This window comes from Solibacillus palustris (genome assembly GCF_022549215.1).
Classification (GTDB): domain Bacteria; phylum Bacillota; class Bacilli; order Bacillales_A; family Planococcaceae; genus Solibacillus; species Solibacillus daqui.
The window spans coordinates 107,178-130,822 of the sequence record NZ_JAKZFC010000001.1; the positions used below are offsets into that span (position 1 = coordinate 107,178).

Here is a 23,645-nt window from a genome sequence, read left to right on the forward strand (position 1 = left end):
TCTATTAGTCCTCGTCTTTTACATCCATATCTTCAGGAATCGGTGTATTGCGCCAAATCTCAATCTCTTCTTTAATGCGTTCTAATTGTTCGTGGTATGTGTCAAACTGAGCACTATTAATTAAAAAGTTTTCACCATCATGAACAGCTTTAATACGCCCTTCGTAAATATATTTCAAAATTTGATACTCAGGCATACCGATATCCTTTGCTGTTGCTTCAATTGATTTAAACATGTGATGGTCGCCTCCTTTTAATTGATGTTATTATTCATTATAATCGCATTTTAAACAATCTGCATCTGGATGCGTTCTTTAGATGGAATGTGTTTAGAATAAATATAAAATCTTAAGAATTTCTTCAGAATTTCCATAGTCAGTTGTTAAGAACTGTACCATATTATAATAGTATAAGAAAAAGTGGAGAGGTGAGCTTGATGAGTCAACTAACGGTGCTTGTAACGGATGATGATAAAGATATTCGTGATGGTATTGAAATTTATTTGAAAAATGAAGGTTATCATGTATTAAAGGCAGCAGATGGGCTAGAGGCAATCGAGCTATTGGAAAAAAACGAAGTCCATTTAATTATTTTAGATATTATGATGCCAAAAATGGACGGGATTACGGCGACCTTTAAAATTCGAGCAGAGCGTAATATTCCGATTATTATGTTGAGTGCAAAGGTCGAGCAGACGGACAAAATTCACGGTCTATCGGTTGGGGCAGATGATTATATTACAAAACCATTCCATCCATTAGAACTTATGGCGCGTGTGAAATCTCAGCTTCGTCGCTATGTCGATTTAGGGACATTCGGTGAAACACAAGGTGTCGAAGGGCTTGAGCTTGATGTAGCGGCACGTGAGGTGAAAGTAGACGGAGAGCCAGTGAAGCTAACACCGACGGAATATAAAATTACCGAGCTGCTATTAAAAAATGCAGGACGTGTTTTTTCAATCGGTGAAATTTATGAGCTTGTGTGGAATGAGCCAGCGTATAATGCCGAAAATATTGTGGCCGTACATATCCGAAAAATCCGCGAAAAAATCGAAGCCAATCCGAAAAATCCACGCTATTTAAAAGTCGTGTGGGGCTTAGGTTATAAAATTGAAAAATAAGGGATTGTCTTGGATTGGCGGAATTGCGGCGATTATTGGCGTGTATTATCTCGGCTCGTATTTAATTGATTATTTAACTGAACGCTTCGTACCATTAGTGAAGCAGTTTCTATACTTTTTATAAGGAGGAATGGAAATGAACAACAAAAAATCCCATCTCCAGCTTTTTTTTATGTTTATTGTGGTGTTTGCGATTTTAGTAATATTAGAACAAGGAAATAATTATTTTGGAAAAGACTACTTTGAATCCAATTCTTTTGATTCAGAAGCCGAGCAATTTGCTTACAATGTGGCTCGCTATGAAATAAATCCGTTAACAAAAGAAGATTTTGCGGAGGTTTTAACGGTAACGAAGGATGATATCGTACATTATCGTACGTATTATGGATCATTGGCACAGCAAATTCAAAATATTAAAGACCAATATGCAGAGGATATTAATAACGCGCAAGATGAGGATGTATTACAGGCATTAAAATCAGAGCGTGACGCAAAAATTGCAGATATTCAAAAAAACTTTGAAGATGATGCTTATGTATCCGAAAAAATTAAAGCATTGAAAGAACAAGTTGTGAATGAAATTTTAGCTGACAATAAACGAAATCAACAAGCGTTTTTTGCAGAAAATAAGCAATTTGCTTATGAGCTACATGATGACAAGTACGATTTAACGTTTAAAAAGAATGATGTAAAAGCAGCTTCTGTCTTTAAAAAAACAATTTCGAATAATGATTTAGGTACACATGAGGAATCGATTAATTTATACGAATATGAGCAAATCGGCTTTTTAGATAAAACGTATACAATTGAAAAAGATTTTTCGACCATTTCAGGAACTGTAACGATCCCAAAATCAATGCTGTCTAAAACGCACTTTGGGAATGATTTACGAGCATTTACAATTACAAAATATATATACTATAGCATAATTATTGCGGGAATCGTGAGCTTTATACTGCTAGTAAAGGTATTTAATACCCGTCCAGAAGCTTTGTTGGGCAAAGAGAATGGTCTACGTAACATATTGAATCGTTTGCCAATTGATATGGCTTCAGTCCTTGTAGCAGTGGTTGTATACATGACGTTATTGTTTATTAGTAGCATGACGGATATCGGATATTCCATTGCAAATTACTTCCAGGGTCAACGTTATATTAATGTTTTTGAAAATATTCTTCAAATTGCGGCTACCTACGGGATGTTTGTATTAAGTGTTTACTTAATAATTTGGATATGGGTACGTTTTAAAAGCATTAAAAGTGTAGAGAAGCTGTGGGAAAATATGTTTTTATCTAAGCTAGTGAAAGTATGTATCGAGCTGTTTGAAAATCGTTCGATGGGCATACAATCCCTTATTTTATTAATGGTTATTTTCCTTGGGGGCTTTGGCTTTGCTGTGTTTGTAATGAGCGGTACGTTTGAGGTATTCCTCTTCTATATGTTCCTGTTTGTTGTATTTTTCATTCCGGCGCTGTATATTTTCTTACATCGTATTGGCTACCTAAACCGAATTATGAAACATACAGATGATATGGCGCATGGTCGCTTAACGGATAATTTAATGGTAAAAGGAAAGTCACCGTTAGCAAAACATGCAGAAAATTTAAATGGTTTACGTGAAGGGGTTCGCACAAGCTTAAATGAACAGGCAAAAAGTGAGCGCTTAAAAACGGAGCTAATTACAAATGTCAGCCATGATTTACGGACACCGTTAACATCAATCATTACGTATACCGATTTACTTAAAAATCCAGATATTACAGCGGAAGAACGTCAAAAGTATATCGAAATATTAGATGCGAAATCGGGTCGATTAAAAACATTGATTGAAGATTTGTTTGAAGTGTCGAAAATGGCAAGTGGCAATATCGAAATTTCGAAACAACGTATTGATCTTGTACAACTATTGCAGCAGGCTGTAGGCGAGCATGAAGAGGAGTTTGCAACATCGAATTTAGATTTACGTGTTGCCATTAGTGAACAACCGATTTATGCCTATGTAGATGGTCAAAAATGGTGGCGTGTCATTGATAATTTAATCGTCAATGCCCGTAAGTATTCATTAGAAGGTACGCGTGTATATGTTAATTTAAAAGTGAACAATGGCAATGCCGAGTTAACCGTGAAAAATGTGGCGAAATACGAGCTGAATGAAGATGCAGGTGAATTAGTCGAGCGCTTTAAGCGTGCCGATACATCGCGTCATACGGAAGGATCGGGATTAGGACTAGCCATTGCCCAATCCATTGTTGACTTACATGGTGGTCAATTAGATATTTCTGTAGATGGCGATTTATTTAAAGTGACAGTGTTTGTACACGCGGATAAATAATACATGAGCTACAGTAGGGGAAACCTTATTGTAGCTTTTTTAATGCAGTTTTTTCTTCATCTATAGTAAAATAGCAAATAACTAAAAATGACAACAATGATGGAGGCAAACATTATGCGGATATTATTTGGTATCATTGCCATACTGATTTATAGTGGTATCACGGTTTACCTTGGCTGGAATTTGCGCGCATGGCTTTTATCGATTGAGGTATACCGCTGGCCATATTTATATTGGGGTTTCTTATTTTTAATTGCTTTTGGCTTTATAATTGGGAAAATGCATAAAGTGTTAACACCGTTTAGTGTACTTGGTAGCTACTGGATGTTCTTTTTAGAATATGGCTTGATGCTATGTATTATGGCAAATCTAGTAGTCTTATTTACACCTCTTTCGGTAAAAGTTGTTGGTACGGGTGCTTTTGGACTTCTTCTTGTTTTGCTGATTATTGGTACATATTTTGCGTATACACCGGTTGTGCGTCATGCGACAATAGAAATGGATAAACCGGGTGAAGACATGCGCGTAGTGATGGCGTCGGATTTTCATTTGGGCTTGTTATCAGGTAAGAGGCATTTAGAAAAATTTATTGATTTATCTAATGAGCAAAAGCCTGATTTAGTGCTGCTAGCAGGGGATATTGTTGATGATAGTCCGCAGCGATTTATTAATACAGGTATGGGGGACGTCATGAAAAATTTGCAGTCCACATACGGTGTTTATGGAGTGCTTGGCAATCATGAATATTATGGCAAAGAAATTCCAGCATTTAGACAGGCAATGCAGGATGCGCATGTGCAAATTTTAGTAGATGAAACTATTTTGATTGCAAACCGTTTGTATTTAACAGGGCGAGAAGATGTAACAAATAAAAAGCGTCTGCCAATCAGTGCTTTGCAACCGGACGAAAAAGAGTTACCATGGCTTATGATGAATCATACGCCAAATGATTTAGATGAACCAGCAAATGCAGGGGTAGACCTCCACGTATCAGGTCATACACATAAAGGGCAAATGTGGCCAAATCATTATATTACACAAAGGGTATTTGAGCTCGATTATGGCTATCGTCAAAAGGTAGATATGCATGCACTTGTGTCAAGTGGCTTTGGTTTTTGGGGACCACCAACGCGTATTGGCAGTCAATCTGAATTGTGGGTAATTGATATTACATTTAGTAAGTAATTTATGGGGAAAAGGAGACTTCTTGATGGAGTGGTATGAGTTATTAAAGGCGTTAATATTAGGATTTGTAGAGGGGATGACAGAATTTGCCCCGGTTTCGTCAACAGGACATATGATTATTGTCGATGATATGTGGTTACAAACGAAGGAATTTTTAGGTTCGGGCTCTGCGAATACATTTAAAATTGTTATTCAGCTCGGTTCGATTTTAGCAGTTGTTGTCGTGATGTGGAAACGTATTTTAAGTATAGTAGGTTTGTATAAAATGGAAGGGCAACAATCGCAGCGTTTTAATTTAGGGCATGTGTTAGTGGGGATTATTCCTGCAGGTGTGTTTGGTGTCCTGTTTGAAGATTTTATCGATGAAAATTTATTTAGTATTAATACGGTCATTATCGGTTTGATTATCGGAGCAATTTTTATGATTATTGCCGACAAGTTTGGGCCAAAAAAGCCAGCCATTACATCGTTGGATGAAATTTCGTATAGTAAAGCTTTAAAAATTGGCTTAATTCAATGTTTGTCATTGTGGCCAGGTTTTTCTCGTTCGGGCTCAACGATATCAGGTGGTGTTTTACTAGGATTAGATCATAAAACAGCGGCTGACTTTACATTTATTATGGCTGTACCAATTATGGCAGGGGCAAGTGGCCTATCACTTATTAAAAACTGGGATCAAATCAATATCGATCATTTGTCATTTTATGTAGTGGGCTTCATTAGTGCGTTTATCTTTGCGCTTCTTTCGATTAAGTTTTTCTTAAAACTTATTTCAAAAGTAAAGCTAATGCCATTTGCTATTTACCGAATTGTATTAGCTTTAGTACTGATTTTTGTTCTATTTGTATAATTTTTAAGTTACGTCAAATTTTTGTAAAGATTTGACGTCTTTTTTATGTCCAATTACCAAGGTTTTATTGTAAAAAATGGATATATAGCCTATATTAAGGTATAAAATGATGAGAAATGTGAAAAAAGAGGGGTGAAATAGTGTTTTCTTTTAAGAAAAAATCTACTGTTACAAAGTATGAAGAAGTAGACTTTCAGAATGTGGGCATCTTTATTACTGATCCAGATCGACTTGCTCAAATGCAAATTATTGGATTAAATATGGAAGATTTAAAATTATTGAGAACAATTAAACCTTTTGTAGAAGTACGAATTTTAGAAGTGGTACAGGCGTTTTATTCAACGATAGAAGTAGTTCCTCAATTTAGAGAAATTATTAGTCAAAATAGTACGTCCGAACGTTTGCGCCAAACGCTGCGTCACCATATTGTTGAAATGCTGGAAGGCAGAATTGATGACCATTATTTAGAAAATAGACGGAAAGTTTCGCTCATGCATGTGCGAATTGGGCTTTCGACAAAGTGGTATTTAGCTTCTTTTCAAAAGCTAGAGGCTAGTTTACGCCGAATTGTCTATTCTCTTGAATTGAATTCTGAACAAAAGCAAAAAATGATTGATGCAATTGGACGAGCATGTAATTTTGAGCAACAGCTTGTATTGGAAGAATATGAGCTTGTTTCAGCCGCGATTCAACAGCAGCGACAAGAGCAAATTAAACAAGAAGTGAAATCGATTGTCGGGGATATTTCACGAGATTTAGAGCTTCAATCACGCGATACGAACGACACCGTATTTACGATGATTGATAATACGAAAACAGTCGATCATTATGTACATAACAGTATCGAGGCGGCAACCGATACAAAAATTGCTTCTAAAGAAGGTTATGAACAGATGTTATTAATCACGAAGCAGTCCAAAGAAATTAATGAAAAAACCGTCGAAATGTCGCGCATGGTGGAAGCGTTGAATAATTCTTCGACAGAAATTTATGCGGTAATTGAAATTGTGAAAGGGATTGCTGGTCAAACGAACTTACTAGCATTGAATTCGGCTATTGAAGCAGCACGTGCAGGCGAGCATGGTAAAGGCTTTGCGGTCGTTGCCGATGAAGTTCGGAAGCTAGCTGATCAAACGAAAACATCTGTAGAACAAATTGCCGGGTTAATTGCCGTTTCGGGTAATGTTACAAATGAAGTAATCGTAGCGATTCATCACATTCAAGAGCTTGTACAAAACGGCATTTCACAAAATGAGCACTCATTAGTTGCATTCGACAAAATTTCTACTGCTGTGGATTTAACAATTAATGATTTTGAACATGTCGGCAAGCAAGTACGCGAATTGAAGCATATCGTTGAAACAATTGGCGAATCAACAAAATCCCTTGAACACGCAGCGAGTAAGTTAGAGGAAACCATTCAAACATTTTAGTTTGGATAAAGTAAAAGCACGGTAACTACTACAATTTGTAATAGTTCCGTGCTTTTTTGTATTATATTATTTGTTGAACAGATCAAATAGTCCGCCGATACCGCCTTCACCTGAGTTTTGGCCACCACCGCCTTGTGTTAATGGAGCAGCAGCGAACACACGACTTGCTAAACGGCTAAATGGCAATGATTGTACCCAAACTGTACCAGGGCCAGATAATGTAGCGAAGAATAAACCTTCACCGCCAAATAGCGCTGTTTTAACGCCGCTTACCATTTCGATTTCATAGCGAACGTCTTGCGTCATTGCGACTAAGCAACCTGTATCGATACGTAATGTTTCACCCGGTTGTAATTGACGTTCATAAATGGCACCGCCTGCGTGTACAAAAGCCATACCATCGCCTTCAAGCTTTTGCATGATGAAGCCCTCACCACCAAAGAATCCTGTGCCTAATTTTTTCTGTAGCTCTATTCCGACAGAAACACCCTTTGCCGCAGCTAAAAAGGCATCCTTTTGACAGATGATTTTTCCATCTAATTTACTTAAATCCATTGGAATGATTTTACCTGGATAAGGCGCGGCAAAATAAACTTTACGTTTACCGTTCCCTTCATTTGTAAATGTCGTCATAAACAAGCTTTCGCCTGTAATTAAACGTTTACCCGCACCAAGTAATTTTCCCATAATACCTGAGCCTTGATTGCTAGAAGCGTCACCAAAAACAGTTTCCATGCGGATACGGTCATCCATCATCATTAAGCTACCGGCTTCAGCAATTACCGTTTCCTGTGGATCTAATTCAACCTCAACGAACTGCATGTCATCTCCGTGTAATACAAAATCAATTTCGTGGTTTTTCATGTTTATTGTCTCCTTTAAATAAACTATCTTTATAATGTTACGTTTCATTTTACAAGAGGTTTCAAAAAAATATATTCTACTAACTAATTTTTTATGAATTTAATCCATATTGTAACTTAATATCACAATATATGAAAATTGTTTTTAAGAGAAAAAAGGAATAAGAGAGAAAATGTCGAATAATAAAAGAGAAATATGAATTTGTGAGGTGGAGAAATGGAACTGTTAAATTTTATTGGTGGTCAGTGGATACAAAATACAACATTACAAGCAATGCCAGTCATCAACCCAGCGAATGGGGAACAGTTAGGAACGGTCCCGCTTTCAACTAAAGAGCAAGTAGATTTAGCCGTACAAAAAGCAAAGGCTGCACAAAAAGAGTGGGCACTTATTCCAGCCCCAAAGCGTGCAGATTATTTATATGAAATCGCATTTAAATTAAAGGAAAACAAAGAGCATTTAGCGCAAATGCTCACAAAAGAAATGGGGAAATTGATCGAAGAAGCGCGCGGTGAGGTACAAGAAGGGATTGATATGGCGCTTTATATGGCAGCGGAAGGTAGGCGTTTATTTGGTGAAACGGTGCCTTCTGAGTTGCCAAATAAATTTGCGATGAGCGTACGTGCACCAATTGGGGTAGCAGGGCTCATTACACCGTGGAATTTTCCAATTGCCATCGCAACGTGGAAGGCATTTCCTGCACTTGTTGCGGGCAATACGGTTGTGTGGAAGCCGTCAAACGAAACCCCATTTATGGCATACGAGCTAGCAAAAATTTGTGAGGAAGTCGGGTTGCCAGCGGGTGTGTTAAATATTGTATTTGGCTCAGGACCTACTGTTGGAACGGCGATGATTGAGCATCCAGATATTCGCATTATATCCTTTACGGGCTCTACTGCCACAGGAAGTAAGGTGGCAGAGCTTGGAGGCAAGCATTTAAAGAAAGTGTCGCTTGAAATGGGTGGCAAAAATGCAGTCATTGTGATGGATGATGCGGATTTAGATTTGGCACTGGAAGGCATTTTATGGAGTGCTTTCGGTACAGCGGGTCAGCGTTGTACAGCATGTAGCCGTGTGATTGTGCATAAAGATGTAAAACAGGAGCTTGAACAGCGTTTGGTAGCGTTAACAAAAAACTTACTTGTCGGTGATGGCTTAAATCCAGCAACAAAGGTAGGGCCAGTCATCAATAAAGCGGCGCTAGAAAAAATTAATCATTATGTTCAAATTGGTAAGCAACAAGGAGCTACACTACTTACAGGTGGAGACATTTTAAGTGAGGGTGACCTCGCAAATGGCTATTATTTTGCACCGACAATTTTTACGAATGTAGAGGCTACGAGTATATTAGCGCAGGAAGAAATTTTTGGTCCGGTAATTAGCATTATTGAAGTGGGGAGTTTAGAAGAAGCGATTGACGTGAACAACGGGGTGAAGTTTGGTTTATCTAGCTCGATCTTCTCGCAAAATGTCAACACAATTTTTAAGGCACAGCAGCTACTTGATACGGGGATTGTCTATGTCAATGCTGGAACGACCGGCGCTGAAATTCACTTGCCATTTGGTGGCACAAAGGGTACGGGGAATGGCCATCGTGACTCAGGTCAGGCAGCACTCGATGTTTACACAGAATGGAAAAGTATCTACGTAGATTACAGTGGTAAATTACAACGCGCACAAATCGATAACAATGAATGAACTCCGCGATAGCGGGTGTCATAGATTACATTTACTTATTATACAAACAAGGGGGATGTTTATATGAAGGTAGTAGTGTTAGGTGCAGGTTTGATGGGGAAAGAAGTTGCACGCGATTTAGTGAACAGTGAAGATGTCGAAAAAGTGTTTTTAGCGGATGTATCTATCGAAAAAGCACAGGAGTTCGTGGATACACTTGGCTCAAATAAAGTAGAAGTCATACAGTTGGATGCAGATTGTGATAAGGACCTGCGTGTTGTGATGGCGCGCGGCAATATTGTAGTCAATGCCCTTTTCTATGCATTCAATGAGCGAGTGGCACGTGCAGCAATCGATGTAGGGGTGCATGCGGTTGATTTAGGTGGACATATTGGTGGTGTTACGGAGGCTATTTTGCAGTTAAATGACGAAGCGGCGGCTAAAGGGATTACGATTGTTCCAGATTTAGGAGTAGCGCCAGGCATGATCAATATTTTAGCGGGTTACGGAGCGACAAAAATAGATAAAGTGGATTCAATTAAGTTATATGTAGGGGGCATTCCGACAGCGCCGAAGCCTCCACTACATTATACACGCGTTTTTTCATTAGATGGTGTATTTGATCACTACACGGAGCCTTCAAAAATGATTCAAAAAGGCGTGCTGTCAGAGGTGCAATCATTGACAGGCATTGAGCCGATTTATTTTGATGAATTCGGTGTTTTAGAAGCCTTCTATACATCAGGTGGAATTTCAACTTTATACAAAACATTCCCGAATGTAAAAACATTAGAATATAAAACGATTCGCTATAAAGGGCATGCTGAAAAGTTCCAGCTGCTTGCTGAATTAGGATTTTTAGATAAAACCAATGTTGTTGAAGCGGGTGGACGTGAGGTCAGTGTTCGTGAAGTGACACGTGAAGCGATAAAGAAAAAATTAGACATAGGTGAGCAGGTAGACGCGGTTTTATTACGTGCGATTATTTCTGGTGAGAAATCAGAAGAGCAAATTACGTATGAATATGAGATGGTTGTGCGCAAAGATTTAGAGAATAACGTGACAGCAATGGCGCGAGCAACGGCAAATACGATTTCAGTTGTTGCCCAAATGATCGGTAAGGGGACAATTACCGAGCGTGGTGTATTTGCGCCAGAAACAGTTGTACCAGGCAGTGAGTTCATTCAGGAGATGGCTAAGCGTGGTGTCGATATTAAGGAAACATCACACCGTTCATCAATGATTGTGAAATGGTAGGAGTGATCGTATGAACTTCGAATATACAGCAGAACAAACGCTTTTACGAAAAACTGTCCGTCAATTTGTTGATGCCGAAATCATTCCGCATATTGCAAGGTGGGATGCACAAGGCGGCTTTGATCAAGCCATTTGGAAGCGTTTAGCGGAACTAGGGTTTATGGGAGTATGTGTGCCTGAAAAGTACGGCGGTGCAGGGATGGATTACAACTCGCTAGCAATTGTATGTGAAGAGCTGGAGCGAGGCGATACGGCGTTTCGTACAGCTGTTTCCGTGCATATCGGGTTAAATAGTATGACGCTCATGCAATGGGGGACTGAAGCACAAAAGCAAAAATATTTAACCCCACAGGCAAAAGGTGAAAAAATCGGTGCATTTGGTTTAACGGAGCCTGGAGCGGGTTCGGACGTAGCGGCGATGAGCTCTTATGCGAAGCGTGAAGGCGATTACTACATTTTAAATGGTCAAAAAACATGGATTTCACTTTGTGATGTGGCCGATCATTTTATCGTCTTTGCTTATACTGATAAAGAAAAGCTACATCACGGCATTTCGGCTTTTATCGTTGAACGTGAGTGGGCAGGTTTTAGCTCGAAGGCTATTAAAGGGAAGTATGGGATTCGTGCGGGAAATACGGGAGAATTATTTTTCGAAGACGTAAAAATTCCTGCAGAAAATTTACTCGGTGAAGAAGGGGAAGGCTTCAAAATTGCAATGTCAGCACTGGATAACGGACGATTTACGGTAGCTGCCGGCGCGGTTGGCTTAATGCAGGCTTGTCTTGAGGCAAGTGTGAAATATTGCAAGGAACGCGAAACATTCGGCAAGCCCATTGGTGAGCACCAACTTGTAGGGCAAATGCTTGCAAAAATGGAAGCAGGCTATGAAATGAGCCGCTTACTTGTATATCGTGTTGGAGAACTAAAAAATACAGGTGTGCGAAACACGCGCGAAACATCGCTTGCAAAATGGCAGGCATGTGACTTTGCTAACAAAGCTGCAGACGATGCTATGCAAATTCACGGGGCATATGGTTATTCCGATGATTATCCGGTCGCACGTTATTTGCGTAACTCGAAAGCACCGGTTATTTATGAAGGAACACGTGAAATCCATACGATTATGCAGGCGGATTATGTACTAGGGAAGCGCGAAGATAAAAAGTTGCGCTGTATGCTACCGAATTGGCCATTTGAATAATTATTTTGCAAAAAACGAGGTGAAATAATAAATTTCTCTCGTTTTTCGTTTTGAAAAAATATTATATGGAAAATAATAAATATTCTGTAACTTATTTATTGTTGGCGAGTCTAATTGAATACAACCAGTTATAAAATAGGGAGGGTTAACAATGAAAAAGGGCAAGATTTTAGGGATTGCATTAACTTTATTGGCGATTGTTGGGTTGTCTTCATTGTTTTATTTTACAAAGGATACGGCATATGCAAATGGCGTTATCTTTGAAGGTGAATCGTATACAGTACAGCTTGAAACAGCACTGACCAAGGACAGTGTAACAAACGGGACAGTAACGGTAACAGACGCTGCTGGAAAAGTAGTACAGGCGAAATTAAAGCTTGATGACACGGCAAAAATGTTGACGGTAGAAAATTTAAAAGCTGGACAATACAAAGTGGTTATTAAGAAAAATGCTTATGCAAAAGCAACAAAGTTAATTAGTGAACAGAGCATTCCGCTAGATGTGATTCAAAAGGTGAGTGCATTGAAAACAGAAGCAGATTTAAAGGCTTATTTTAAAGCATATATCGCAGCAGAAAATGCGATGTATCAAGGGCGCGAAGAGGAAATGGCCCAAGAATCATTTGGTGTCGCAACCGAGAATAAGTCAAGTGACAAAGCAAGCGGCGGTCAGAACTACTCATCAACAAACAACCAAGTGGAAGGTATTGAAGAGGGCGATATTTCGATTACAGATGGTAAAAATATTTACACAATCGTTGATAACAAAATTATGATTGTGGATGCGAAATCATTAAAAATGGTGAAGCGTTTAACAGTTGGTAAAGATATTTATCCAACACATTTAATGCTGCATAACGAGTTATTAATTGTAGGCTATACAACCTATGTGCAAACACAGCGAGAGGATTATTTTGATTCGAAATCAATATCAAAAGTGGCATTTTATGATGTGAAAGATGCGGCGAACCCAGTGCTAGTACGCGAGGTTGGGCAAGATGGGGACATTACGAATATTCGTAAATTAGGTAACTATTTATATGTAGTTTCAAGTAAAACGCCAAACTATTGGATGCTGACAGAAAACCCAGATGTAGAATTACGCCCAGCAACGTATGATGGTGGCAAAGAAAAGCTAATACCGGTTGACCAAATAAAGCTTTTACCGGAGAGCAATCAACCGAGCTATTTAATCGTTTCGGCAATAGATGTAAGCAATGTCAAATCGAATGAATGGAAAACAGCAAGCTTTTTAGGGAATAGCGGACAAATGTACATGTCTGAAAGTGCGATTTACATTGCGTCGATGAATTATCGATTCTGGCCAGTAGTTGATACGATGATAGATACTACAGAATCATCTATTGTACCTGTACAGAGTGAAAATGAAACGACAATTTATAAAATTGCGATTGATAAAACAAACATAAGCATGGCAACAGAAGGGAAAGTAAAAGGTTCGGTTTTAAATCAGTTTTCAATGGATGAGCATAACGGTTATATCCGCATTGCAACGACAGAAGGCAATGCTTGGGGGGCTGAAGCAAACTCAAAAAATCATCTATTCATTTTAGATGGAAATTTAAAGCAAGTAGGCGCAGTTCATGATTTAGCACCAGGGGAACGTATTTATTCGGCACGCTTCATCGGTGATAAGGCGTATTTAGTAACGTTTAAAGAAACGGACCCACTATTCGTGATCGATACAAAAAATCCAAAGGCGCCTAAAGTGTTAGGTGAGCTAAAAATTCCTGGTTTCAGTAACTATTTACACCCAATTGATGAAAACCATTTACTTGGTATCGGATATGACACTGAGGTACGTATGGAGGAAGGTTCAAAAGAGCCGATCGTGTTAACAAAAGGCATGAAATTAAGCTTGTTTGATGTATCTGACTTGAAAAATCCGAAAGAAAAGCAGGCTGTGGTCATCGGAGGACGCGGGACGTATTCGCCAGTGCAATACGACCATAAAGCATTATTTAGAGACCCACGTAATAATTTTTACGGCTTCCCAGTGACAGTTTATTCAGAGACGGATGAACAAGACCGCCTGAAATATGAGGGAACTGGTGCACAAATTTATAAAGTAACAGCTTCCGGTATTGATTTAGTGGCAAACTTATTGGAGCAAGCGCGACCAGGTGAGCAATATGAAGATGCATACAATGCCGTACAGCGTTTACTTTATGTAGAGGATGAGTTGTACGCTGTATCTCGCTCGAAAGTTACAAGCTATAACGGTAAAACTTTTAAAAAGCAACAAACGATTGGATTTTAACTAGTGACACATAACGAACATTTCCTAATATAAAACTTGGAATCAAGTGCATTTATCTAATAAAATGCGTTCTGCTACGCTACGGGGGACGCTTTTCTGGGGGCGTGGCTTCAACTAACTCATTTGTGCCTCTTACGGTGGCACAAATGAGTGGATTTTCCGCGCACGCTTGTTCCCCTAGAAGTCGCCCCCTTCACTTCGCGGCACTCTATTATAAAACCTAAAGTTGATTTTTATTACAAAGTTTTTAATGAAGTGTACAGAAATTTACTTTGTTATTGGAATGAAGTACACTTCCGTCCAAAAACGATATTATTTTGACGCAATAAAAGTAGCTAAATTTATATGAAGAGCTAACTTTTAATCAAAGATACAATATTGTAGACAGCGTAATATTTTATTCATCACTGCCGCCTCGCGATAGCGCAAGCGGCAGCATTTTGCGCTCTTACTATATGGGAAAAGTAACATTTTAATTTGGCGGGCCTTGCATGCGGTCATGCCGTAGCCCGCCAATATTAAGTAACATTGTACTTAATCTGTTTTTAAAAAGAAATTTGTCAATATGATTAGAAACTAAAAAGCTGTGTTAGGGCAAAACGCTCTAACATAGCTTTTTTCAATTTATTGGACTTGTTGCCTGCATTTCTTAAGAATTTCTTCATTTTTGTCATGCAAAAATATTAAGATTTAGTCTTTACACTGTAACTATAAAGGAGTGTAGAGCAATGATTGAAGTGAAGAATGTCCAACATACGTTTTTAATTGGTAAAAAAGGCAAGGAGAAGCGCGTTCCTGTATTACGCAATGTTTCATTTGATATTCCAACAGGAGATATTATAGCAGTAGTAGGGAAAAGTGGTTCGGGGAAATCGACGTTGCTGCAAATTTTGGCAGGGTTTATGAAACCTGAATATGGTTCGATTTGTGTCAATGGTCAGGAAGTTGCTGCGTTTACAGAGGCACAAAGCGCGGCGTTTCGTTTGAAAAATTTCGGCTTTATTTTTCAAAATTTTCAACTCATGCCAAGTTTAACGGCGTTTGAAAATATTGAACTACCACTAAAATTACAAGGCTTAAGTCCGGCAATTCGCAAAAGTCGTGTTGAGGAGATTATGGCGCGTGTTGGGTTAGGAGAAGTGAGTGACCATTTTCCAAATGAATTATCTGGTGGTCAACAACAACGTGTCAGTATTGCGCGTGCATTAGTAACGAAAGCGCCGATTTTGCTTGCTGATGAGCCAACAGGAAGCTTGGATTCAGAGACGGAGCAAGAAATTTTAGCTTTGATACAACAGCTTAATCGTGAATTGAATTTAACATTTGTCATTATTACGCATGATGAGGAAGTGGCGAACATTGCCGACCAACGCTATCGTATGCATGACGGAGCGTTAGTGAAAGAAGGTGTCACTCATGCGATTTAGTGACCAACTTGATTTTGTTATGCAGCATATTAAGAAAAATAAGTTGCGTGTTTTTATGACTGTGTTAGCTGCAACGATGGGCTGTGCGTTTTTAATCGTACTTGCATCTGTAGGCTTTGGTTTACAGGCTTCGATTGAAAAGGATATTTTATCGAATGATAGTGTGACGAAAATTGAAGTGCAAAGCAACCAATCGCAGTTTACCGAGGAAGAAATTGCAGAAATTCAAGCAGTAGAACATGTACAAACCGTGTTAAAAACAACAGATGTAAATGCAGAAGCGCAAAGCTATTTTGAAGATCGTGATACATTAGGAAGTTTACATCTAACGAATTTTAACGATTTACAACAAGTAGCAGATGATTTATCAGCGGGTACGTATCCAAAAAATGCGAATGAAATTTTAGTAGGCTATCATTTCGCACAAACGCTGTTAAATGACGATGATCGTAAAGTAATAGACGAAAAGTCACTGGAAGCACAGGCAAATGGCGATTATTATAACGGTTCTGAAGAAGGCTATAAAGAGTCACTTCTAGGTAAGGAAATCGAAGTGGCCTTCCGTTCTTATGAGGATATGTCGAAACAAACAGAGCGTCAAACCTTTAAGATTGTCGGTGTACTTGCAAAGCCTACTTATGAATGGGCGATTGACAATAAAATTTACGTATCCGATGCGTTGGCACCAACTTTAGAAGAGATGTTGGTTCAATCGTTCCCAGATCAACAAGAGGAGCTCTTCTTCGATCGTTTTGAAATTTATGCGAAAAGTTTAGAATATGTGAAGCCGATATTAGAGGAATTACGTGACAAAGGCTTTGGTGTCTTTTCAGTAACGGAGCAATTAGAGGAGCTAAATGTATTTTTCTTAGTATTAAAAGCGGGGCTTATTTTTGTCGGGACAATTGCTGTATTAATTGCATCGATTGGAATTTTCAATACGATGACAATGGCTGTAACCGAGCGTACACGTGAAATTGGAGTATTAAAAGCAATGGGCGCAAGTCCGAAGCTGATTCAACGATTATTTTTAATGGAAAGCACATTTATTGGTGTAATTGGAACAGTCATTGCAGTCGCTATTTCTTACACGGTGAGTTTTGCGTCAAATGCATTGCTACCAGTAGTATTGAAGGCAGCAACGGGTGAGGAAAGCTTTGATGGCATTCAGTTTTCTGCCATACCTTGGCAGCTTGTTGTCATTGCGGCTGCTATTAGTATCGGGGTAGCTATTATTTCAGGTGTGCGCCCTGCACGAAAAGCGACAAAAATTGAAGTGATGCAGGCATTGCGCCAAGAGGTATGATGTAAAATGAGGTATCCGAGAACGAATTCTTGGGTACCTCATTTTTCAATTGGCTAATCAAAATTAATACGCACACAACTTGATGCGCAGGGGATTATCGTACAAGCATTTCACACATCATAATGACTAGAGGGCAACTTTCACCACTTGGAAAGTTGCCCTTTCATTTTAAGAATAGTTCAGTACTTCAGAAACGGTTACAAATTCGTAGCCTTCACTTTGTAAATATTGCAGCACGGGCTCAAGTCCATCTGCTGTAGATTGGTGGATATCGTGCATTAAAACAATGGCATTATTATGTAGTGTTTTTTGAATCATCGGTAGTAGCTTTGTTGGGTCACGGTGCTTCCAGTCAAGCGTATCAATCGTCCAGTTGACCGATTTACGTTGGATGAGTGCTCGGACGGAATCGTTAGTCGCACCATATGGCGGACGGAAAAAGGCTGAAGGCTGACCGATTGCTGCTTTGATGGCTTGCTCGGTGGATTCATATTCCTTTTTAATGGCCGCGGCTGGCATCTTAGTAAGTACAGGATGTGACCATGTATGATTACCAATTTCGTGCCCGGCATCACGAACTTCACGTGCTAGGTCTGGATAATACTGGACACGGCTACCGAGCATGAAAAACGTAGCTTTGGCATTATATTTTTGTAACAGATCCAAAATTTGCTTCGTTACCTCAGGATGTGGCCCATCATCAAAGGTTAAAGCAATTCGTTTGTGTGCTGCATCCGTATTTTGCTTTGGTGCAGTAGTGTCCTCTGTTTCCATAGTGATTTGGAAGTCTGATGCAAGTAATGGATTAATCGATGATAAAGGAATTTCTACAGTAGGTAAACCAGCTGTAGCATTAGCAATTTCACCTTCATCGAAATAGAGAACAAGGGCGTTTTCTTTTAATGCAAAGCGATCAAATAAATCCCATTTTGGCTGTGTAGCAGCTACAAGTTTGTCTTTGTTAAGGGCATCCTTGAATTCTGGATTTTTTGTTATTTGTGATTGTACATGATTGGCGAAGGTTTTTAAGCTAGCTTCATCTTGATTTAGCAATGTCTGCATATTAAAAGTTTCGCCTGTTTTATTGTCGATTAAAAAGGTCATGATGGTTGTTTCGTGTTCGGTATTACTTAAAATTGTTTTGTTTGTAAGGACAAATGAATAATAATGTTGATGTGCAAATGTTTGTAAACTAATATTCAGCTCACCTGTTAATTCGTGAACGTTTTGTTGTAGGCGCATCATACTAATATAGTAATCTTTTGCGTCGTTTATATAAGTTAAAATGGTATCATTGAACGTTTCGTATTCGGTTAATGGGTATTGAATAGCAAAGGGCATTTTTGCGTCATTTGAACTGTCTGTGACAATGCGCACACCCGGAAAGCTGGATTGTTCTTCGGAAATAGTGGATGAGGTAGTATCGGAGGAAAGACCATCTTCCGCTTGAAAAATAGGTTGATCATTTAAAACAGTTAAATAAATTATAGCTGAGCCGAGCAAGGTGATCATGGAGACAAGTAGTAAATCAATCCAAATACCACGGCGTTTACGGTAAGGGGTTTTCATGTTGCATCGGAGTCCTTTCGAATTTATAGAGTAATGATTAGTTAAATTAAAGTTGGATTTAAAGTATAAATATGTTACAAAAAGCATCGTTATGTGAGCATAAAATGCCCCAAAAAAGACTATGATTTTGATGAAGCTTCAAGTAATATGAGCTAAGAAGTGAAAAGGAGGTCCATCTTCTATGAATGCTGAACATAATGAAATGGCGATTGAATGCTTTTTATTAGCAGGTCGCATCATGATGGAAAGTGGCGCAGAAACGTATCGTGTTGAAGATACGATGTTAAGAATGGCACGATCTCAAAATATGATGGACGCACAAAGCTATGTAACGCCAACAGGGATTATTTTCTCACTTGGAAAAACGCAACCTACAAGAATTACATCGATTTCAACAAGGATTACAGATTTACACAGAATTGTACTTGTTAACAATGTTTCCCGTAAACTTACATCTCAAATCATAACATTAGAACAGGCTTATTACGAGTTAAAGAAGATAGAAACGACGAATTATTTTTTACCGATTATTATTCAAGTATTAACAGCGAGTATTGCAAGTAGCTGTTTCCTCTTAATGTTTAAAGGGGTAGTAACAGATATTCCAGCGGCGTTTGTGGCAGGTGGGTTAGGGCTATATATTGTAACCGTCATTCACCAAATCACGCGTGTTAAGTTTTTCTCAGAATTTATGGCAGCATTGGCTGTAGGTATTGTCGCATCGATGGCTGTACATTTTGGTCTAGGTACGCAGGTGGATAAAATTATTATCGGCTCAGTCATGCCACTTGTACCAGGGCTACTGATTACCAATGCGGTCCGTGATTTAATGGCAGGGCATTTTACAGCAGGAATGGCGAAAGGTGCAGAGGCGTTTTTAACGGCTTTTGCGATTGGTTCAGGGATTGCGTTTGTTCTATCCTTCTAAATAAAGGGGTTTTTCTATGATCGATAGTCTATGGTTTCAAATGATTATTAGCTTTTTTGCGACAGCTTGTTTTGGTGTCATTTTTAATGCCCCGACAAAGGCTATTCCAGCTTGTGGATTAGTTGGAGCGATTGGTTGGGGAATTTACTATTTATTGTTTAACTACGGTATAGATGAAGTCCGTGCGTCGTTCATTGGGGCGTTTATAGTATCATTAGTTGCGCATTTTGCGGCGCGGAAGTTCCGAATGCCAATGATTGTCTTTAGTGTGTCGGGCATTATTCCACTTGTGCCAGGAAGCGTTGCGTACAATACAATGCGTAATATTATGGAGCTTGACTATATGACGGGTCTACAAAATGGTATGCGCGCGTTTATGATTTCAGGGGCGATTGCCATGGGGTTAGTATTTGCGGAAGTGATAATGCAAATTATTTTACGTTCAATGCGTGAAGGTAAAACATCAATTGATTCATTCTTCAAAGCGAAAAAAAGAAGCTCAAAAAGCTAGGGAATCTAGGCTTTTTGAGCTTTTTCTCTGTTAAAGAAACGATAGATTATCGTCATTTGGATAACGATAAACAACTTATTTTACGTCCAGGGTAAAGCGCCAGCTCCTCGGTCATTTTGAACTCTCCTGCAAAAGTGGTGGAGCGTTTACTTTTGCGTCGGGTCCTCCAATGTCTGAGACTCAAACGATGTGAGTCATTGAGGGGATACCACATGGATGTGGTGTTTTGCTCACTCGGGGCTGACCGGCGCATTAGCGCTTTTGTTCATTAAATCAAATCCGAAACTTCGCTGCTTTTTACGGGTTTGCTAATGTAGTAGCCTTGTACAATGTCACAGCCGAAGTTTGTTAGAAGCTGCTGTTGGTCTTCTGTTTCGACACCTTCTGCGACAACGGTTAAGTTCATTGACTTGCCGAGCTGAACCATACCATTTACGAGTTGCTGTGTTTTTTCGGATTTTAGTGCGCGGGTAAACGTTTGGTCAATTTTTACGATAGAAATTGGCAATAGCTGCATGTAGCGGAATGAACCGTAGCCTGTGCCAAAATCGTCTAGTGCGAATACGATTCCTTCGTTTTCGAGTGTACGCATTTGCTTAATGATGCCTTTTTCGGCTTCCGCTTCAAGTGCAAATTTTTCAGTAATTTCAATTTGTAGTAAGTTTGCAGGGCAGCCTGTGCGTTCAAGCGTTTCTAAAATTGATTTAGCCATGTTTTTGTCGCGGAATTCACGAACAGAGGAGTTGATGCTTACTTTCAATTCGTGGCCCGCATTTTTCCATGCGACTGCTTGTTCACATGCGCGTTCAAGCATGAGTGAACCGATATTGTTGATTAGTCCTGTTTCTTCGGCGATCGGAATTAACTCGTCTGGTGATACAACCCCGATTTCTTCATCATCCCAACGTACAAGTGCCTCAACTGCAATAATTTTCCCGGATTTTACATCTACCTGTGGCTGATAAAGAACATGTAGATTTTTTTGATCTAGTGCCTGTAGTAAACGCTTTTCAACGATCGATTTTCGGTTTAACGCTGCGTGTGATGATTTTGATAATGAAAGAATGCTATCGCCACCTGCTTCACGTACAGACGCAATCGTAGCAAGTGAGGCTTTCATTAATTGTGAAAATGTTGTTTGGTCTTCGGGGTAGCGTGTAATACCACCACTTAATGATAATGGTACCGCGACATTGTCATTATAAATTGGATTTTGCTGTAAGTAGGTTAAGAAACCTTGTGTAAACCATTCAGGTAATGGCGTAATGACTACGAATTCATTTTCGTTAATACGAGCCATTGTGCTGTCTTGGAAATACAATTTCATACGCTTTGTAAATTCAACAACTAGAGATGTACCCTCTAAATCATTGTGTAAGTCTTTAATTGTGTAGAATTTGTCGATGCTTAAATACACGAATGAAAAATGGCGACCTTCGTCAATCATTTCGGTAATAACTTGTGCTAAACGGTGAACGTTAATCATGCCTGTTTCTGTATCGATATAGGCAATTTTTTCGAGCTGGAATTGTACCGTCTTGTCCTTAGTTATATCGCGTTCAATAAAGATAAATTGATTTTCGTCGGGTGTCGGTCCGAATAGTGGAATGGCTGTTAGGTAAACCCAATAAAGCTGCTCATCTTTCGTGATTTTCTGGACATCACCTTGCCAAATTTGTCCGTCTTGTAATGTATTCCAAATGATTTGTGTTACTTTTTCAGATTCCTCAGATGACGGGAATAGCTGCCAAAACGTTTTCCCAATGACGCGCTTTGGTGTCCAATGACTTGTTTTTAAAAATTGTTGGTTTGTTTCTATGATAAAGCCATCTTGATCGAGTGTTATTGTCATAAATGAATTGTGAATGCCATTTTTTAAGTCTATTAAATGCTGTTGTTCGGCGTTTACTGAGCCAATTTCGTCAGTGGGTACGCATAATACATAAATGGCCTCTTGACTATCAAATGTTATTGGCTTTGTGTATAGCGTGACAAATTGAATTGTTTGGTGTTTGGTTGTTATCTCAATATCTTGTAAGCAAAGTGGTACGGTGCTTGATAGAATAGATTCAATCACATCATTCTGGATTTCTGAAAAAAGCGTGTCTTCAACAGATTTCTTTTTTAGTTTCTCTAAATCTACTGTTGAATAGTCAAAATGCTCCAGATTACCTTTGGCGATTGTTCCATTAGGTAATAGAATGAAGGTAGGAAAAGGAGTAACTAGAAATGTGTCAATTTCTGTTGAATAGAGTTGCTCTTTTGTCATATATCATTTCTCCTTAATTCGTAAAATAATACTATAATTATAAATAAAAAATGCCCATTAGTCATTAAATAAAAACGTTATTTGGGAGGTCTTGTAGTATTATTCTACCTGTCTTTTTATTAACGTAAAATTAGTGATAGTATTGAATTGATTTTTCATTAGTAACTAGAAGTCAATTATAAAGTGGGATTAGTTCTTTAGGTAATAATTTTATTATATTTCGTGATGTAAATAGTAGTAAAGCTGTTTTGATTTTATTTTTGAAAAACAAGTAAAATGTCTTAAATGCTTTCGATTGTAACAATCAAATGGCTAATTTTTTCGAAAATTAGGAGTATACGATTGCTATATTCTAAAAATATGAAATAAATCGTAGTAAAAGTTTTCTGGAGTTGCGTTACAACGGTAGCTTTACTAAAATAAGAGCATTATGAAATAGTAGGAATTGGAGTAGAAAGAATGAATTTATCGGCAATTACAGTGTCGCTTCCACTAGATGAAGAAACGTTTGAAGAACTGCACCATTTATGTGAAGTCGCAGGGTGTGACGGGCACGTTTACAATCAGGTGATGAATTTACCAATTGCATGTAGCTATGAATCACGTGGTTTTTATGTGCTTGTTTATGATGATGACAAAAACGAGCTTATTGGTGCGGGAACGGCTATTGATTTAATGGGCTTAAATACGTACGAGTGGTCCATTTTAGTGGCGCCAATGTATCGCCAACTGGGTGTAGGGAGTGCGATTTTTAATGTGTTAAAGGATGGGATGGCTGCACGTGAAAGTGAGGGCGAACTAGCTTTAACAATAGAAGGTTCTCATTTTGGCAAAGAGTTTTTAAGTAAGCTAGGCTACTTATATAGTTTTTCTGAGGCGACTTTAGAAGCAAGAGCAGAAGTATTGCAGCAACCGGGAGCAGTAACGCTTCGTCCGTTTATGCAAAAGGATACAGAGGCGCTTGTTGCCATTTTTAGCGAGGCTTTTGGAGATATGCGTGAGGAATCGTTAGAGCTCATTGATTTCAATACCACAACAGAAGGACTTGTGATGTGGACAGCGGAATTTGCCGATGAGGTAGTTGGGACAGTGACGACGCGTAAAGAGGGTGAAGTCGAGTGGGTCACAGCGTTTGCTGTCGCACCAAATAAGCAAGGGCAAGGAATCGGTACGCAAATCTTAAACATTGTCAAAGATTATGCGATTCGCAACGGTGAAAAAACGATTTTATTAGATGTAGAAATTGATAACGCTGGTGCACTACGCGTGTATGAAAAAGCGGGCTTCATGAAATCGATGCAGCTAGACTATTATATTTGTTTAGATATGTAATACGTGTTTAAACGGAGCTGCGTGCGAATAAAACATAACGAATTTTTCGGGGAATCAATGTTAGAAAAACACAACTCGCGCAAATTTCACGCGAGTTGTGTTTT

The 23,645-nt window shown here is 38.8% G+C and carries 19 protein-coding genes; 15 read left to right on the forward strand and 4 right to left on the reverse strand.

All coding sequences use genetic code 11. The annotated features are described in order from the left end of the window. Positions 1-4: 4 nt before the first annotated feature. On the reverse strand, positions 5-235 hold the full coding sequence (locus tag LZ480_RS00505; protein WP_241367374.1) for a DNA-binding protein: 231 nt from the start codon (positions 233-235) through the stop codon (positions 5-7). Positions 236-435: 200 nt separating this feature from the next. Here LZ480_RS00505 and LZ480_RS00510 point away from each other — a divergent pair, with 200 nt between their 5' ends. The 6 genes from LZ480_RS00510 (at position 436) to LZ480_RS00530 (ending at position 6,919) form a co-directional block, all read left to right on the forward strand. Continuing rightward, positions 436-1,119 carry a response regulator transcription factor gene (locus LZ480_RS00510; RefSeq protein ID WP_241368635.1) on the forward strand — a complete coding sequence of 228 codons (684 nt, stop codon included), beginning with the start codon at positions 436-438 and terminating at the stop codon, positions 1,117-1,119. Continuing rightward, on the forward strand, positions 1,109-1,243 hold the full coding sequence (locus tag LZ480_RS19815) for a hypothetical protein (RefSeq protein WP_255731147.1): 135 nt from the start codon (positions 1,109-1,111) through the stop codon (positions 1,241-1,243). The genes LZ480_RS00510 and LZ480_RS19815 overlap by 11 nt, the downstream gene beginning before the upstream one ends. Before the next feature lie 12 nt (positions 1,244-1,255). Beyond that, the gene (locus tag LZ480_RS00515) at positions 1,256-3,451 is read left to right on the forward strand and encodes a sensor histidine kinase (protein ID WP_241367375.1); all 2,196 of its coding nucleotides are present in this window, start codon (positions 1,256-1,258) and stop codon (positions 3,449-3,451) included. A 114-nt stretch (positions 3,452-3,565) separates the two neighbouring features. After that, positions 3,566-4,636: a metallophosphoesterase gene (locus LZ480_RS00520; RefSeq protein ID WP_241367376.1), complete on the forward strand. Its 1,071-nt coding sequence runs from the start codon at positions 3,566-3,568 to the stop codon at positions 4,634-4,636. Between the two features lie 25 nt (positions 4,637-4,661). After that, positions 4,662-5,486 carry an undecaprenyl-diphosphate phosphatase gene (locus tag LZ480_RS00525; protein ID WP_241367377.1) on the forward strand — a complete coding sequence of 275 codons (825 nt, stop codon included), beginning with the start codon at positions 4,662-4,664 and terminating at the stop codon, positions 5,484-5,486. Between the two features lie 140 nt (positions 5,487-5,626). Beyond that, entirely contained in the window at positions 5,627-6,919 is a 1,293-nt protein-coding gene (locus LZ480_RS00530) for a protoglobin domain-containing protein (RefSeq protein ID WP_241367378.1), read from the forward strand. A 66-nt stretch (positions 6,920-6,985) separates the two neighbouring features. On the opposite strand, the gene LZ480_RS00535 is transcribed toward LZ480_RS00530, so the two are convergent. Further along, positions 6,986-7,783 carry a TIGR00266 family protein gene (locus LZ480_RS00535; protein ID WP_241367379.1) on the reverse strand — a complete coding sequence of 266 codons (798 nt, stop codon included), beginning with the start codon at positions 7,781-7,783 and terminating at the stop codon, positions 6,986-6,988. A gap of 216 nt (positions 7,784-7,999) precedes the next feature. Here LZ480_RS00535 and LZ480_RS00540 point away from each other — a divergent pair, with 216 nt between their 5' ends. The 6 genes from LZ480_RS00540 (at position 8,000) to LZ480_RS00565 (ending at position 16,932) form a co-directional block, all read left to right on the forward strand. Next, positions 8,000-9,481, forward strand: coding sequence for an aldehyde dehydrogenase family protein (locus LZ480_RS00540; RefSeq protein ID WP_241367380.1), 1,482 nt, complete (start codon positions 8,000-8,002; stop codon positions 9,479-9,481). 63 nt (positions 9,482-9,544) lie between these two features. Next, complete coding sequence (locus LZ480_RS00545) at positions 9,545-10,717, forward strand: saccharopine dehydrogenase family protein (RefSeq protein WP_241367381.1); 1,173 nt, start codon at positions 9,545-9,547, stop codon at positions 10,715-10,717. Between the two features lie 10 nt (positions 10,718-10,727). Then, complete coding sequence (locus LZ480_RS00550; protein WP_241367382.1) at positions 10,728-11,918, forward strand: acyl-CoA dehydrogenase family protein; 1,191 nt, start codon at positions 10,728-10,730, stop codon at positions 11,916-11,918. A gap of 151 nt (positions 11,919-12,069) precedes the next feature. After that, the gene (locus LZ480_RS00555) at positions 12,070-14,199 is read left to right on the forward strand and encodes a beta-propeller domain-containing protein (protein WP_241367383.1); all 2,130 of its coding nucleotides are present in this window, start codon (positions 12,070-12,072) and stop codon (positions 14,197-14,199) included. 728 nt (positions 14,200-14,927) lie between these two features. After that, positions 14,928-15,626: an ABC transporter ATP-binding protein gene (locus LZ480_RS00560; protein ID WP_241367384.1), complete on the forward strand. Its 699-nt coding sequence runs from the start codon at positions 14,928-14,930 to the stop codon at positions 15,624-15,626. Next, positions 15,616-16,932, forward strand: a complete 1,317-nt coding sequence (locus LZ480_RS00565; protein WP_241367385.1) for an ABC transporter permease — start codon at positions 15,616-15,618, stop codon at positions 16,930-16,932. Before LZ480_RS00560 ends, LZ480_RS00565 begins: the two co-directional genes overlap by 11 nt. Positions 16,933-17,100: 168 nt before the next feature. Here LZ480_RS00565 and LZ480_RS00570 read toward each other — a convergent pair whose 3' ends face one another. Beyond that, complete coding sequence (locus LZ480_RS00570; RefSeq protein WP_241367386.1) at positions 17,101-18,501, reverse strand: polysaccharide deacetylase family protein; 1,401 nt, start codon at positions 18,499-18,501, stop codon at positions 17,101-17,103. Between the two features lie 181 nt (positions 18,502-18,682). On the opposite strand from LZ480_RS00570, the gene LZ480_RS00575 reads away from it, so the two are divergent. After that, positions 18,683-19,429 (forward strand): threonine/serine exporter family protein, encoded by a 747-nt coding sequence (locus LZ480_RS00575; protein ID WP_241367387.1) that lies wholly within the window; start codon positions 18,683-18,685, stop codon positions 19,427-19,429. A 16-nt stretch (positions 19,430-19,445) separates the two neighbouring features. Next, positions 19,446-19,940 (forward strand): threonine/serine exporter family protein, encoded by a 495-nt coding sequence (locus tag LZ480_RS00580; protein WP_241367388.1) that lies wholly within the window; start codon positions 19,446-19,448, stop codon positions 19,938-19,940. A 268-nt stretch (positions 19,941-20,208) separates the two neighbouring features. Here LZ480_RS00580 and LZ480_RS00585 read toward each other — a convergent pair whose 3' ends face one another. Continuing rightward, entirely contained in the window at positions 20,209-22,209 is a 2,001-nt protein-coding gene (locus tag LZ480_RS00585) for a bifunctional diguanylate cyclase/phosphodiesterase (protein WP_241367389.1), read from the reverse strand. Between the two features lie 459 nt (positions 22,210-22,668). Here LZ480_RS00585 and LZ480_RS00590 point away from each other — a divergent pair, with 459 nt between their 5' ends. After that, positions 22,669-23,541, forward strand: a complete 873-nt coding sequence (locus LZ480_RS00590; protein ID WP_241367390.1) for a GNAT family N-acetyltransferase — start codon at positions 22,669-22,671, stop codon at positions 23,539-23,541. Positions 23,542-23,645 lie beyond the last annotated feature (104 nt).

Bases quoted from the DNA above. Each gene is read 5' to 3' on its own strand.
- LZ480_RS00565 (WP_241367385.1), top strand. From the start codon at position 15,616: ATGCGATTTAGTGACCAACTTGATTTTGTTATGCAGCATATTAAGAAA.
- LZ480_RS00520 (WP_241367376.1), top strand. From the start codon at position 3,566: ATGCGGATATTATTTGGTATCATTGCCATACTGATTTATAGTGGTATC.
- LZ480_RS00585 (WP_241367389.1), bottom strand. From the start codon at position 22,209: ATGACAAAAGAGCAACTCTATTCAACAGAAATTGACACATTTCTAGTT.
- LZ480_RS00580 (WP_241367388.1), top strand. From the start codon at position 19,446: ATGATCGATAGTCTATGGTTTCAAATGATTATTAGCTTTTTTGCGACA.
- LZ480_RS00560 (WP_241367384.1), top strand. From the start codon at position 14,928: ATGATTGAAGTGAAGAATGTCCAACATACGTTTTTAATTGGTAAAAAA.
- LZ480_RS00575 (WP_241367387.1), top strand. From the start codon at position 18,683: ATGAATGCTGAACATAATGAAATGGCGATTGAATGCTTTTTATTAGCA.
- LZ480_RS00535 (WP_241367379.1), bottom strand. From the start codon at position 7,783: ATGAAAAACCACGAAATTGATTTTGTATTACACGGAGATGACATGCAG.
- LZ480_RS00590 (WP_241367390.1), top strand. From the start codon at position 22,669: ATGAATTTATCGGCAATTACAGTGTCGCTTCCACTAGATGAAGAAACG.
- LZ480_RS00510 (WP_241368635.1), top strand. From the start codon at position 436: ATGAGTCAACTAACGGTGCTTGTAACGGATGATGATAAAGATATTCGT.
- LZ480_RS00545 (WP_241367381.1), top strand. From the start codon at position 9,545: ATGAAGGTAGTAGTGTTAGGTGCAGGTTTGATGGGGAAAGAAGTTGCA.
- LZ480_RS00555 (WP_241367383.1), top strand. From the start codon at position 12,070: ATGAAAAAGGGCAAGATTTTAGGGATTGCATTAACTTTATTGGCGATT.
- LZ480_RS00550 (WP_241367382.1), top strand. From the start codon at position 10,728: ATGAACTTCGAATATACAGCAGAACAAACGCTTTTACGAAAAACTGTC.
- LZ480_RS00505 (WP_241367374.1), bottom strand. From the start codon at position 235: ATGTTTAAATCAATTGAAGCAACAGCAAAGGATATCGGTATGCCTGAG.
- LZ480_RS00515 (WP_241367375.1), top strand. From the start codon at position 1,256: ATGAACAACAAAAAATCCCATCTCCAGCTTTTTTTTATGTTTATTGTG.
- LZ480_RS00525 (WP_241367377.1), top strand. From the start codon at position 4,662: ATGGAGTGGTATGAGTTATTAAAGGCGTTAATATTAGGATTTGTAGAG.
- LZ480_RS00540 (WP_241367380.1), top strand. From the start codon at position 8,000: ATGGAACTGTTAAATTTTATTGGTGGTCAGTGGATACAAAATACAACA.
- LZ480_RS00570 (WP_241367386.1), bottom strand. From the start codon at position 18,501: ATGAAAACCCCTTACCGTAAACGCCGTGGTATTTGGATTGATTTACTA.